The organism is Flavobacterium sp. (genome assembly GCF_043778725.1).
Lineage (GTDB): Bacteria > Bacteroidota > Bacteroidia > Flavobacteriales > Flavobacteriaceae > Flavobacterium.
This window is the reverse complement of the sequence record NZ_JAYWFT010000108.1, coordinates 54,096-68,484: the sequence shown is the minus strand read 5'-3', so window position 1 is coordinate 68,484 and position 14,389 is coordinate 54,096. Positions and strand designations below refer to the sequence as shown.

The 14,389-nt window shown below is 30.6% G+C and carries 14 protein-coding genes; all 14 read right to left on the bottom strand.

From position 1 onward, the window contains the following. Positions 1-30: 30 nt before the first annotated feature. From ACH2CG_RS10420 to ACH2CG_RS10355, 14 genes are read right to left on the bottom strand one after another with little or no spacing between them, the layout of a single operon-like run. On the bottom strand, positions 31-2,028 hold the full coding sequence (locus tag ACH2CG_RS10420) for a polysaccharide biosynthesis protein (protein WP_395064890.1): 1,998 nt from the start codon (positions 2,026-2,028) through the stop codon (positions 31-33). 56 nt (positions 2,029-2,084) lie between these two features. After that, complete coding sequence (locus tag ACH2CG_RS10415; RefSeq protein WP_395064888.1) at positions 2,085-3,218, bottom strand: DegT/DnrJ/EryC1/StrS family aminotransferase; 1,134 nt, start codon at positions 3,216-3,218, stop codon at positions 2,085-2,087. Continuing rightward, positions 3,211-3,861, bottom strand: coding sequence for an acetyltransferase (locus ACH2CG_RS10410; RefSeq protein ID WP_395064886.1), 651 nt, complete (start codon positions 3,859-3,861; stop codon positions 3,211-3,213). Before ACH2CG_RS10410 ends, ACH2CG_RS10415 begins: the two co-directional genes overlap by 8 nt. A 17-nt stretch (positions 3,862-3,878) precedes the next feature. Then, positions 3,879-4,481, bottom strand: coding sequence for a sugar transferase (locus ACH2CG_RS10405; RefSeq protein WP_395064884.1), 603 nt, complete (start codon positions 4,479-4,481; stop codon positions 3,879-3,881). Positions 4,482-4,485: 4 nt separating this feature from the next. After that, positions 4,486-5,385, bottom strand: coding sequence for a hypothetical protein (locus ACH2CG_RS10400; protein WP_395064882.1), 900 nt, complete (start codon positions 5,383-5,385; stop codon positions 4,486-4,488). A gap of 2 nt (positions 5,386-5,387) precedes the next feature. Then, entirely contained in the window at positions 5,388-6,314 is a 927-nt protein-coding gene (locus ACH2CG_RS10395) for a DUF2334 domain-containing protein (RefSeq protein WP_395064880.1), read from the bottom strand. A gap of 1 nt (position 6,315) precedes the next feature. Further along, the gene (locus tag ACH2CG_RS10390; protein WP_395064878.1) at positions 6,316-7,470 is read right to left on the bottom strand and encodes a glycosyltransferase family 4 protein; all 1,155 of its coding nucleotides are present in this window, start codon (positions 7,468-7,470) and stop codon (positions 6,316-6,318) included. Continuing rightward, on the bottom strand, positions 7,467-8,348 hold the full coding sequence (locus ACH2CG_RS10385) for a glycosyltransferase family 2 protein (protein WP_395064876.1): 882 nt from the start codon (positions 8,346-8,348) through the stop codon (positions 7,467-7,469). The genes ACH2CG_RS10390 and ACH2CG_RS10385 overlap by 4 nt, the downstream gene beginning before the upstream one ends. Next, complete coding sequence (locus ACH2CG_RS10380; protein WP_395064874.1) at positions 8,345-9,460, bottom strand: glycosyltransferase family 1 protein; 1,116 nt, start codon at positions 9,458-9,460, stop codon at positions 8,345-8,347. Before ACH2CG_RS10380 ends, ACH2CG_RS10385 begins: the two co-directional genes overlap by 4 nt. Positions 9,461-9,462: 2 nt before the next feature. Further along, positions 9,463-10,491, bottom strand: a complete 1,029-nt coding sequence (locus tag ACH2CG_RS10375; protein WP_395064872.1) for a glycosyltransferase family 2 protein — start codon at positions 10,489-10,491, stop codon at positions 9,463-9,465. Continuing rightward, positions 10,491-11,585: an EpsG family protein gene (locus ACH2CG_RS10370; protein WP_395064869.1), complete on the bottom strand. Its 1,095-nt coding sequence runs from the start codon at positions 11,583-11,585 to the stop codon at positions 10,491-10,493. Before ACH2CG_RS10370 ends, ACH2CG_RS10375 begins: the two co-directional genes overlap by 1 nt. After that, the gene (locus ACH2CG_RS10365; RefSeq protein ID WP_395064867.1) at positions 11,585-12,154 is read right to left on the bottom strand and encodes a serine acetyltransferase; all 570 of its coding nucleotides are present in this window, start codon (positions 12,152-12,154) and stop codon (positions 11,585-11,587) included. The genes ACH2CG_RS10370 and ACH2CG_RS10365 overlap by 1 nt, the downstream gene beginning before the upstream one ends. Next, positions 12,151-13,251, bottom strand: a complete 1,101-nt coding sequence (locus ACH2CG_RS10360; protein WP_395064865.1) for a glycosyltransferase — start codon at positions 13,249-13,251, stop codon at positions 12,151-12,153. The genes ACH2CG_RS10365 and ACH2CG_RS10360 overlap by 4 nt, the downstream gene beginning before the upstream one ends. Further along, a complete protein-coding gene (locus tag ACH2CG_RS10355; protein WP_395064863.1) occupies positions 13,248-14,342 on the bottom strand; it encodes a glycosyltransferase family 4 protein in 1,095 nt (364 codons plus the stop codon). Before ACH2CG_RS10355 ends, ACH2CG_RS10360 begins: the two co-directional genes overlap by 4 nt. Between the last annotated feature and the right edge of the window lie 47 nt (positions 14,343-14,389).

The following is a 14,389-nucleotide window of genomic DNA, read 5'->3' as shown; positions in this document are numbered from 1 at the left end:
AGATATTAAACACTTTCTAATAAAAGCATTCTATTTGGTATAAACGTAAGAATCTTTAACAACGATGTCTAAAGTTTGAAAAACAGAGTTCAAACTTTTAAATTCGGGAACTACAATTTTCATTTTAGAAACCAATTGCTCTGAATTTCCTGAAGAAGCAATTGCAATAAGTTCTTCAATTTGCTGGTTAAGAATATTAAATTCGCTACAAACCTCAATGGCAATCATTATTTTTTGGTGGTGTGTTAGTAAATTTTTAGCAGAATCGTTGAGTAATTCTTCATATAATTTTTCACCTGGTCGCAGGCCAACAATTTTAATCTTTATTTCTTTATCGGGAATAAATCCTGCTAATCGAATCATTTTCTTGGCCAAATCAATAATTTTAACTGGTTTTCCCATATCAAAAATATAAATTTCACCGCCATTTCCCATAGAACAAGCTTCTAGAACCAACTGGCAAGCTTCGGGAATTGTCATAAAATAGCGAATAATTTCTGGATGGGTTATTGTTATTGGTCCGCCTTCTTGAATTTGTTTTGTAAATAAAGGCACAACAGAACCGTTAGATCCAAGTACATTTCCAAAACGAGTAGTTATAAATTTAGTATATCGTTCTGTATTATTTTTTTTGTGTTTAAAATGTTTAGACTGCACATACATTTCGGCAATTCGTTTGCTTGCGCCCATTATGCTACTAGGATTTACTGCTTTATCTGTAGAAATCATTACAAATCTATCTACATTGTATTTATTAGATAAATCTGCCACGTTTTTAGTTCCTAAAACATTAGTGAAAATTGCTTGCGAGGGATTTTCTTCCATCATAGGCACATGTTTGTAGGCTGCAGCATGGTACACAACATCTGGATTATAGGTTTTAAAAATTTTATCAAGAACGTCATAATCTCTAACATCTGCAATTACATTAACGACTTGAATCTCTTGATTCATTCCAATAATTTCTAGCGATAATGAATGAAGTGGTGTTTCTGCTTGATCTAGAATTATAATTTTTCGAGGGTGAAACTCTAACACTTGCCTAACGATTTCGCTACCTATAGAACCAGCAGCGCCGGTAACTAGGATTGTTTTATCATTAAGTTTTAACGAGATAGAATTGGTATCTAGTACAATTGGTTTTCTTTCTAATAAGTCTTGAATTTCAAAGTTTTTAATGTTCTTGGAAATTTCTTTTTGGTCATCCCAGTCAGAAACCAATGGTAGTGTAAAAACCTTGAATCCATATTCTATACATTCATCTACTACATTTAACCGTTCTTCTTTACTCAAGCTTTTATCTGCAATAATTAATGCTTCTACTTTCTTGGAGCGCATTAGTATTGGGATACTTTTTTTTATTTGAAAAATAGGAAGGTTTAATATTCTCTTGGTAGAATTTTGATTGTTTTTATCTATAAAACCTACAATATTAAATCTGGCTGGAATTTCAGATTTCAAGGCATTTGCAACAGCAATCGCATTATTGTCTGATCCATAAATTATGGCTTGTATTTTTTTGGAAGATGATGATTCACTAAAAAATTTCTCGAATGTTTGCTTTACAATTATTCTATAAAAGAACAAGAAACTAAATGATAAAACAGCATTTATAAAAGATCCTGTGGTAAGATAAATTTTAGGTTTCCCTAAAGACATTACAACAAAGTTGAACAATAGAATTACTGCAAATGTAGAAAACTGAGAGAAAAACAATTTTAAAGCATCAATATAAGAAGAGTGTCTTATAATTCCTGAATAAGTTCTATATAGCCAAAAGAAAAATACATTTACGATTAAATAAAATAGAATAGCAAAAGTAATGTAAGACGAACGAATATAATCCAATCGTAAACCTTCGAACAATAAAAAAGTGATTATTCCTGCAAATACAATAATAAAAACATCGAGCATTAAAATTAGCCATCTAGGAAGATATCCTAAATTTCTAAAACTAAAGCCGGTATTTATATCTGAAAAAGCTTTGAGGAAATCAGAAAAAAATTTTTTATTAGTAGCGTTATTCAATTAGCATCATATTTTATATAATGTAAAAATAGGAAAAAAAAGTTCTTAAAAAAAACTTAAAATTTATTTATTTCAATATTAATTCTTTCTTTTTCATTTTCAGATAAATTGGATCCCGATGGAAGACATAAACCAGTTTCAAATAACGTTTGTGAAACCAATCCTCCATAAAATGGTGCATTTTTAAAAACTGGCTGTAAATGCATTGGTTTCCATAAAGGACGACTTTCTATGTTTTCATTTTCTAGTGCCAAGCGCAAATCTTCTCGAGATTTACCACTGTTTTTGGTTAAATCTATTGTTATTGCTGACAACCAATGATTGGAATAATAATTGGAATTGGGTTCAGAAAAAACGGTTACTGCTTCATTTTCTTTAAAAATCTCAGTATAAAAATGGTGCATATCTCTTCTCTTGCCAACATGATTGTCTAGAACCTCCATTTGTCCTCTACCTATTCCTGCACAAATATTGCTCATTCTATAATTGTAGCCAATTTCGCTATGTTGATAATGTGGTGCGTTATCACGTGCTTGTGTAGAAAGAAATATTGCTTTACTTTTTAATTCTTCATTTTTAGTAACAATTGCTCCACCGCCAGAGGTAGTAATTATTTTATTTCCATTAAAGGAGAGCACACCTATATCACCAAAAGTTCCACATTTTTGTCCTTTGTAAGTACTTCCTAGAGCTTCTGCACTGTCTTCAAGAATTGGAATTTCATACTTGTTGGCGATAATTCTAATTTCTTCCACTTTATAAGGCATTCCATAAAGATGTACTGCAATTATTGCTTTGGGTTTTTTACCTTTAAGGATTCTATCTTTTATGGCATCTTCAAGTGCATTGGGACAAATATTCCAAGTTTCTTGCTCGCTGTCTATAAAAACTGGAGTTGCACCAAGATACACAATAGGATTAGCCGAGGCCGAGAAAGTCATACTTTGACAAATAACTTCGTCACCTGCTTTTACGCCTAGCAAAATTAACCCTATGTGAAGTGCTGCAGTTCCCGAGCTTAATGCGCCCACAAAGGAATTATGACCAATATAATTTTCTAAATCTTGTTCAAATCCTGTTACATTTGGCCCTAAAGGCGCAACCCAATTGGTATCAAAAGCATCTTTAACATATTTTTGTTCGTTTCCACCCATATGAGGTGAAGAAAGCCATATTTTTGAGTTAGTCATTGTTGTGAAATTTAATTGGTTTAGCCGGAATTCCAACTGCGGTACAGTATTCTGGTAAAGTTCTAGAAACAACTGCTCCTGCGCCCACAATTGTTGCTGTTCCAATTGTTAACTGATTAATTATTTTTGCTCCAGTACCAACATATACTCGTTCTTGAATGTGTACTTCGCCCGAAATATTTACTGATGGCATAAAGGATGAAAAATCATCGATTATAGTATCATGCCCAACAGTACACATTAAATTTAGCGTAACAAATTGTCCTATTTTTATATTGCAAGTAATAATTGTTGCGGCACAAATGATACAACCATAGCCAATAGTAACATCATCATTAGATATTTGTACCGATGGATGAATTAGGGTTGGAAAATTTAAAAAACTATTTGTCAATGCAGCCACAATTTTACTTTTTGTAGTAGGATCACCAACGCCCAACAAGACAGACATTTCATCATCCGAAGCATTTAAATCGTTTACATTACCAAGAACTGGAAAACCATTTATACTACTTCCTTTTTCAATACCATCATCATAATATCCTATAAAATTGTATGTTTTTTCTACTTTATTTAACGCATCAATTATGGTTTTTACTTCACGTCCAAATCCGCCTGCGCCTATAATTACAATGTTTTTCATATTTTATCTTTAGCCTGTTAACGTCCTTGAAATGGTTCTATTGGAGCTGTATCAGCAACATTAATTCCTTCTCTTTTAAATACTTTTATAACGGTCATAAACAATATTTTTACATCCAAAAAAAAGGAAATATTATCTACATACCATACATCAAGTTCAAATTTTTTATCCCAGTCTAAACCGTTTCTACCATTAACTTGCACCCAACCGGTAACGCCTGGTTTTACATCATGACGACGGTTTTGTTGTTTTGAATATTTAGACAAATAATCGGGCAAAAGTGGTCTTGGTCCAACCAAGCTCATGTCGCCTTTAATAACATTTATCAATTGCGGAATTTCGTCTAATGATGTTTTTCTCACAAAACTCCCCAATTTTGTAAGTCGTTCTGCATCAGATAATAATTTTCCTTCTTTATCTTTTTTATCATTCATGGTTTTGAACTTCAAGATTTTAAAGATTTTTCCATTTTTTCCAGGTCGTTTCTGAACAAAGAAAGGCATACCATCATTGTTTATAAACAGCAAAATCACAAGTACAAAAAAGAAAGGTAATAAGAATACTATTCCAACAAGTGAAAGTATAAAATCTAGTATTCTTTTTAAAAAAAACTTATACATTTAATTACATTTTATCGCCCAAATTGATACTTATATTTTTAAAAATCTCCGCAGTTTCAATTATGCTTTCGTGCGTTTTCTGGATCGTTAAAAATCCTTTTACAAAATGGAAATTAGCTTTTTGTGCTATTTTAATTTTGGAAACATCCGACAGAAAAAACATCACTTTTTTATCTTCTTTATACCGCATCCAATCGCAAAAGCACACAAGATCTTGACTATTAAAACCAGAACTAAAAAGCAATTTAATTATTGCTCCAGTATCTTCATACAAGAATAATGTTTGGTTTATACTAATGCATTGCGTGTTTGTTAGTCTGTTAGCATATTGCTTTTTAAACTCTTCTTTTGTATAGGCAAAGGTACTGTAATGCGAAGATAAATCTTGATATTTAGCATGCAATACATCGATGTTTACAGGAATTATTTTAACTGATGAAAAATCCTGATTAGTTGAAAATGCTACTTCATTAGAAAAAATATTATCGGCAATTTTACAATAAAATCCTGCCTCTTTTAATCGTCTGTAACTGGCATTAGACTCGGTTACAAAAGCGGTTAAAAAAGGTACATTTCTAGAAAAACAAATGCGCTTAGATTCCTCAATAATTTGGCTAAAACAACCTTTACCTCTTGCTTGTGGTAAAGTCCATGATCCAGTCATGATGCCAATATTTATTGAAGATTTATCCTCAAGTTGCACTATTCTATAAGTTATAGACGAACCAGCAATTACTTCGTTATTTTCATCTTTTAGCAATAAAATATCCGAGGCGTTTTCTCCTACTTTTCGTTCAAAAACCCAATTGTATGCTGTTTCATTTCCCCAATTGGGAAAGCATTGGTTTAGATACTGCAAATAGGTGTTTTGATAATTCTCTGGATTTACTACTACTTTGTTCATTCTTAATTATTATTTTTTACAAATTGCGCAATTTCACCCATTGAGGTAAACCATAAAGCATCGCCATACTTTTGTTCTAGAGAATAAAGTAAGACATCTAGATAATTCATGTACAAATCGTCAACGCCATCTAGCGCCACATAACTTCCCACTTGTTTTATAATGTGTGCTTTTATAGAAATTAATCCTTCGTTTTCAATAATTTCAATGGCTCTATCAATAGATGAATTGACCTGAAAATTAGAAGGAATGTGTACTATTTTATTATTATTTAAAAATGTTGGATATAGTAAAGGTACATTTTTTAATCCGCTCATGTTGCATTGTGCATCGCGAGAAATTGGAGTTAAAACATCACGAGAAGAAGCTACATAATCAAAATTATGTTTTACTAAAGTGTCCAATAATGCCTTTGGAGCATTCCAACCTGGAGGACAAATTCCTTTTACATTTTTTATTTTGGATGCTTCAAATATTCGTAGCATTTCTGTGATAATAGTATCAAATTCGGTTGGAGTCTGATTTTGAAATTCAACAGGAATTTTTAAACCTTTGTGCACATGATACAAACCGTGATAGGCAATTTCTGTTTGTTTCATTTGATTGAGAAAATCAACAAAAACAGGATGATTTTCTAGACTCATTGTCCCTTTTTTCAATCTTTTAGAAAGATAGAATTTATCTCTAAGTTTGGGTATTTTAGACAGTATTTTTCTAGTTGGAAAAGCATGTGTTTCGCGCCAATCGGCAGTTGTAAAAAGTGTTACACTAAGTTTTGGATGTCTGTTTAACAGCCACATAACTTTTCCTAATGCACCTTTTTCTAAATCGCCTCCAGCTTCATACAAATCGGAACTTTTAGCAGGATGAATATCATCTATAGTGAAACAAATTGCCGCTTTTTTATCTTTTGGTTTCCAGTATAACATGTTAACTATAGGTTTGTTCCAGTTTAATATATTGGGTTAATAATGCTTGCCACACTTTATCTTGTTGGTATCTTGAAACTATTAAGTTTCGTGCATTTTGTTTACATTTGTTTCTCAATAAATCATTGGTCATTATTGCAATCATACCATCAAATATAGCTATTTTATTTTTTATTGGAATTATTATTCCGTTTTCATTAGGTAAAATAATTTCATTGCAACCACTAATATCGGTAACAATACATGGTAAATTCATTGCACCAGCTTGTAGAATTACGTTGGGAAAACCTTCTCTATAACTAGGAAAAACAAACGCAGTTGAAATGGCTAAATAGGGTCGAATATCCGTTTGAAATCCTACAGACAAGATGGCTTTATTGTCTTTAATTGTATTTAAAGTAGTTTCATTTAACGGATCGAGGTCGTTTTCTAACGCACCAACAAGCAACAATTTACAGTTATTATTTGCTTTAGATAAATCATCAAAAGCCTCGATTAATTCATTTATTCCTTTGTCTGCAACTAATCGTCCTACAAAAACAAACACGAAATCGTTTGTACTTATTTTTAAATTATGTTGTAATTTTTCTTTTTCAGATTGCAAAATTAGCGTCGCATTGAAATAATTGGTATCAATACCGTTTACATTTCCGTTGGCAATAATTGTTAATGGTTTTTTGGTAACTTTAAATCGTAATAAATCGTTCTGTACACCTTTACCTTCGGGAAAAATTGTGGTTGCAAAAAGACATAATATTCTATCCATAAACAGCAACACATGGTGTAATATTCCTGTTTTATAAGGAAAAAGCAAGCCTGTAAATGTGTGAATTCTAATGGGAACACCAGCAAAATATGCCGCTATCATAGACAACAATCCAGCTTTGGGTGTAATTGAATGAACTATTAGTGGTTTTTCTTTTTTAAAGAGAAGGTATAATTTTATTAGCGAACCAAAATCCTTAAATGGTGTTATGGTTCTATACATAGGTACATTTTCTATTCTAACACCTTCGCGAATGGATACATTTTCTAAATTTTTATCTTTACCAGAAACCGCAATAACTTGATAGTGCTCGTTTAAAAAAGCCAATTGACCTTTGAGCAAAACATCTAATGACACCGATACGGTTGCTGTTCTTATAAGTTTTTTCAAAATAGTTTAGTTCTAGTTTTATACCTAATTAAAACATAAAGTGCTATGCCAAAAGGAATTGCCATAATTGTCAGAAACTTTTGTGGAGATTCTTTTAAAAAATTTAATCGTTTTACAATTATGCAACTAGCAATATAATGAATGGCTTCAATGAATTTTCTTTTAGTAGATTTAGAATATTTCATTGTTGTAAGTCGGTTGTAAATAAATCCTTGTGGATATTTTAAGTACTGATAAAACATTGTATTGCTTGATCCTGTAGGCTGATAATCAACCACAACCAAGACTTCGTTGAGTGTTGCCATTTGAAAATCTTTATCTACAAAAAGATATTTTGTGCCAAGACCAACGTATTTTTCATCTTTAAAAACTGGATATTCTGGATATTTATTTATTATTTCGGTGCGGTACACCAATTTTTTATCGCCTGTTCCTCCGTTTATATAAAAATCCTCTAGAGTTGTTGCTTCTTTAGTAAACTTTGTTCCTAGAATGCCGCCAGATATAAGTGAATCTAAACCAATAATTCCGGCATATTTATGTTGATCAATGCAGTTCCATTTGTTCAAAATTAGCGCTACTGCATCATTGGGCATGTAATCATCAGAATCGATACAAGTGTTTAAAACCGTATTGATGTTTTGATACGCAGTATTGTGCGCGCCGTGCATACCTTGATTTATTTGATAGATATAAGTAATTTCTACTTTCTTTTCCTGAATCCAATTTTGGACTAATTCTTTAGTAGTATCTGTAGAACCATCATCAATAATTAACCAATTAAAGTCGGCATTGGTTTGATTGCGCAAACTTTCATAAAGTCTTGGCAATAAATTGGCTCTATTGAAAGCTGGCGTAAAAACGGTTAAAGTTTTCATTGATTTTTTTGTAAAAGTTCACTGTATTTAGCTTCTAGAATTTTGATGTTTTTATTGATATCATATCCTTTATCAATGATTGCTTGCATTACATTTTTTTTATCAAAGGTAGGTTGCAAATTAATTTTGTTTGCCCAAGCAACAGCCGTTTGTTTAAGAGCAATAACGGTAACATTTTCTGGAATTAGGATTGCCTCTTTAGGTATTCCATCTGAAATAAAACAGTGAATACCACTTGCCTGAGCTTCAACCAAAGATACAGGTAATCCTTCAAATAAGGATGGGAAAAGATATACATCCATTGCCTGAAGTAATTCATTTACATCACTACGAAGTCCAAGAAAAATGACATTATTAGAAATTCCTAGTTGAGCAACTTTAGTTTCTATTGCTTGTTTTAGTTCTCCTTCGCCAACTAAGAATAATTTTTGATTGGAATCTAACTTTAGTAATTCATAAAAAACAGCTATTAAAAATTCATGATTTTTTTGTTTATTAAAACGACCTACATGAATAAAATTTTTGGTAGAAACTGCATCAAGTTTTTGTTTCATTGCAAGAGCTTTTTCAGTATTGAAAGCAAATAAACTTGAATCGATTGCGTTGGGCATTGTAAATGATTTTTGGGCATTTTTAGCACCAAAAAGCCATAGTGCTGCTTCGTCACCGCACGTAAAATAGGTGTTTATAAAGGGCAACATTCTTTTTTTATAATACCATCTAAAAGGTGTTTTTAAATTCCAGCCATCGGTAGCATTGTGAGCATGGGCAATTACAACTGGCGTTTTTCTTTTTTTAGCTTCTTGATAAATATAAATTCCTAATTCTGAACAATTTCCATGAATTATTGGGTACGAATGTTGGTTAAAAAAAAGTGCTATTTGCTTTTTATAATTTTTAATTTTTAACGGATTGAAAGCAGGCAACCTATATATTTTACCACCAAGCGAAGTAATTTCATCTTCATAAGCACCTTTTTCTTGACGGTGAACAATAAAATCAAACTGAAATTTTGTCCTGTCTAGTTTTCTATAATAATTCATTACGTTGGTTTCGGCACCACCGCGGTTTAAAATTGTAAAAAGTTGCAATATTCTGATAGGTTGTTGCATGATTACGCTTTATTTATCATTTTTTTTATTCCGAAAAGCATTATTTGTAATGGGAAAATTAATTTAAACTTTGCGAAAAAGAAAAAAAACTTCCAGTGAATTGGAAAATATTTTAACTCCAATTTCTTAAATGCAGCAACGTACAAAGGGTCATTTAGTATTGTTCTTAATCTTTTGTAAATTATAAAAAAACCATCTTTATTTAATGATTCGTTCAGCCCTAAACCGATAATACTAAGGCATACTCTATTATTAAAAGCTATTTCAAATTTATTATCTTTAATTGTAACAACATCATAAATCATAGAATATAATATTTTCCATTTGTTAAACAACGAACTTTTATAATTGCTTGTTAAAGAAGTTACATTGAATTTTCTATAATTAATTAATGGCTTGTCTATTACAAAAACACTATTGCAAAATTGTAAATATTGAATATTATACAATGCGTCTTCTGTGCCTATAATTTTTGTGTCAATAAATTTTAGGTTATTTCTTTTAATAATATTAGAATTATATAATTTACCCCAAGCTGTAACTAGACTATCTGCTTGACTTGGATCATTTAATTCGGCATCTGTTAATCCAATAATTCTTCGTTGAATATGAGATGCCTGAAAAACACCTTCTAAATTTAACTTTCTAACTTTTATTGCATCCAAAAAAACCCTGTTGTAGGAGCAACAAACTAATTCTTGATTTAGGGATTTAGACATCAATTCAAACAAACAATTTGCGTCTAACCAATCATCGCCGTCAACAAAGACAATATGACTTCCTTTAGCCAATAAAACGCCATTATTTCTAACTTGTGATAAACCCTCGTTAGATTGATTGACAATTAATAATCGATTATCTGTTTTACTTAATCTATCTAAAACTTTAAAGGTACCATCTGTTGATCCGTCATTTATAGCAATTACTTCAATGGCAGTGTACGTTTGATTCAATATACTACTTAGACATTGTTCAATATAATGTTCAACATTGTAACAAGCTACAATAACAGATATTTTTATATTTTCCATTATTGTGATAAAATTACATTCATTAAATAAGTAAAGGCAAAATAAACAACTATAATTCTTGCAACTACTTGGTGTTGGTTTTCATAAAATTTGGCTTTTAATAGTGGATATATTATTACAATTCCTAACATAAACCAAGATAAATAGGCAAATCTATTAGAATAATTGGCTCTAATTACCAATACCCAAAAAGCATTTACAATGAGATAAATATTGAAGAGATGAAAATATAATTTATCTTCATATTTTTTCTTGAAGATAAAAAACCAACCTGCAAAAACTCCCGAAGCACTGTACAAAAGAAAATCCCAACGAAATCCAACTTTTAACTCAACTCCCTCTGCAGCTTGATTAAATTCTCCCAAATATCCTGCTATTTCTTTCTCATCTATTATTCCTATTCCTAAGAAGAAACTTGTAAAAAAACCACCCAAGACCAGCGAAAGCGGAACTGACAGCATCCAGAAATAAATAAAAGATTTAGGTTTGTTATAAAAAAGAGTTACAATATAAGCGCCAAGTGGCAAGAACATTGACTTGTGCAAAAAGGTACTTGCTATTATTATTGCAAAAACGGTGGTTTTTCTTGTTCTAGTAATTCCGTAAAGGAATAAACTTGATGCCATTCCGTTTCGTATTCCATTTGTTCCATAAGACCAAAACGAGAAGGAAATAATTAGCATAAAAAAGCCATAAAACCAATAGTCTTTAAACATTTTTTTGGTGGCAAAATATAATGAACCAACATAAATTAAAGCACAGAAAAAGAAAAATACAGCCGAGGTAGCAAACCTAGAAAACATAAAAAGAAAAAATTCAAATAATACATCCTTGGTATAATGTGCTTCGCCTACATTTAAATAAGCTTGAAACATTCTATCATAAATTATCATGTCACCAAATCTATAATTTAATGGTCGCAAACCCATGTACAGAACAAGTAAAAATAAAACTATAACACCCAATACATTTTTACCTTTTAAGTTGGTAGTACTTTCAAGTTGTTGCTTGCTTCCCAATAAAACAAAAAGAGTTATTATCAAAATAAATTGATAATAAAAGGTGGTATAATATTGAATTGGTATTAAATTCATTATTTTTTTCTTTCTATTATTCTAGAAGGATTTCCTACAACTATTGAATTGGGCGGAACATCTTTTACAACAACTGCACCGGCACCAATTATAGCATCATCACCAATATTTATTCCACCAATAACCATACAAGCTGCATGCAATTGCACTCTATTTCCTATAGTTGGTCGAAGTCCGTTTTTTTCTCCTATAGTAACCAAATGATTTATATATACATTATCGCCAACAGCGTTAGCATTAATAATTGTAGCATAAGGATGTGCCAAATGCAAACCAGTTCCAATTGGTGTGGTATTATCAATGATAAAGGAATCATTTTTTGGATAGAAAACCCGAAGTACTTTTGACAAAAAACTATTTTTAGTTCTAAAATAAAACAACGTTCTAAAGTAGTTGCTCAATAACAAGCTACGTGTTAAATCATTTAATTGATTAATTGCACCTGTTTTAATAGTTTTTCCTGCATAGACATCGGTAATTATAATTTCTTTTTGTGATGTTGTTAAAAACAGAATTACATGAGGAATAAACAATAGCTGTCCAATAAAATAATATAATTTTCTTGTCATGATTTAGCAAATATAACATTATTCCAAAGACTCATCACTTTTTGAATGGTATAATTCTTTCCGTTTTTAATGGCATTTATTGAAAGAGACTTTAGAATTTCCTCCTTATTAGAGAGTTTTTCTAAATATGCTACAAAAGCATCTTCATCGGTCGGATTAACAAGAAAACCATCAATTTCATGATGTATAATATTTCTTGGACCAGTTGGACAATCAAAAGAAATGACTGGAATTCCTACAGCATTTGCTTCTAGAATAACCATGGGAAAACATTCTTGCTGTGATGTTATCAACAAAACTTTAGAATTCATCAATGCATTGGAAACGTCATTGGTTTGTCCTTTAAAAATAATGGAATTTTCTAATTGTTTGTCCTTAACTATATTTGAAATTTTAGTATAATAATCATTTCCTGTTGTTCCATAAATGTGCAATTTCCAAGAAGTATTAATTTTTGAAAATTTCTCCCAAATAGAAACCATAATTTCTAATCTTTTTACTGGTGCAAATCGTAAAACTGCTACTGCAATATTGGGTCTTTCTAGAATTGGAATAATAATTTCTACTTCTTTTTCGATAGGATTAGGAATAACAACTGTATTTGTAGAAGGATAAAAATTTTGTTCTTCTTGGCTCAAAACTACTAGAAAATTGTATTTAGATTCTATATAATTTAATATTTTATTTTTTATTCCCGAACTGGTATCATAGAATTTTGTAAAATGAAATTCTTTAATTGTTTTTGCTTTTTTTAATCTTAAGAAAGGTAAAACATAGGTCATAGGAATATGCGATGCCACTAAAATAAAGTCAGGTTTATTAGTAGAGATATTTGATTGAAGTTGAAAAATATTCTTTATTAATTTTTTTATATTTACAAAACTAAAATAGCTTATTTCTCTTTTATAATTTATGTCTAAATCTACAAATTTTACCTTTTTATCCAATTCATAAATTAACGTTTCATTATTTTGCTCAGTAGAAATAATAGTAACGTCATGTCCAAAAACAGTTGTCCAATAATTGGCTTTTAGTGCAACTAATTTCTCAATTCCGCCATGAGAATGAAGTTGATCAACAAGGATAACAATTTTCATTTTGTCATTGATTTAAAAAGGTCGTCCCATTGTTTACAAATAACTTCGGGCAAGAAACGTTTTACATTTTCTTTAGCATGATTTCCCATTTGTTTTCTTAAATTTTCATTTTCTATGATGGTTCTTATTTTATTTGCTAATTCATTTACATCACCATTTTCTACTAGAAAACCATCTTCCTTATTTTTTATTATATCACTTGGACCAAAAGGACAATTAAACGAAACACATGGCACGCCGCAGGCCATTGCTTCAATTAACACCATTCCGAAACCTTCATATCTTGATGACATTACATAAATTGAGGCTTCAAGATATTTTTCTTGAATGTTTTTTACTGGTTCAAAAAAATGTACGTTATTAGTAATATCTAAATCATTTGTGATTGCATTTAAATTTTCTTTTGCATCAAATTTTCCGTAAATTTCTAAATGCCAATCTTGATGCTTTTCTATTACTTTTTTCCAGGATTTCAATAGTAAATCATAGCCTTTTTGATGGCTTTGTTTTCCTACTGCAATTACTTTTTTATTGTCTAATGTTGCAACTTCTATTGGATAAAACGAAAGTGGATTGGAAAGTACTATTAAATTCTTAAGGCGCCATTCTTTGTGATTCTCTTGAGTTAGCACTACAAATTTATCATATTTTTTTGCTAAAATATCCATCAATAAAAACTGAAAATTAGCAATAATTTTCTTCAGTAAATTGGGGTTTTTTCCAATGGAGATTGTTTTAGAAACATGGCGTTCATAAATCATCTTTCCATATTTTTTTAGAAAAAAAGGCAGAAAAAAAGCTTTTAAACCATCGTCGCAAACTAAAATTATATCTGGTTTAACCTTTGCAACTACTTTCTTTAATCCAGAAATATATGCTTTTACATAAGAGAATGGATTTCCTGTAACCGCTATATCATGCAAGATTATATTAGCACTAAAATTATAAAATAAATTAGTACAAGAATTGTTTAATGAAACAATATGAACTTCATAATCTAATTTATCTGCAAGGAAACTCGCTTTTATAGAAAGTACACGTTCCAATCCGCCAGCACCATTCAATCCGTTAGTTATGTATAATAGTTTCATTTCTTTTATAAATGTTGTTAACTAAGTAAACTCTAATACATTTTAGC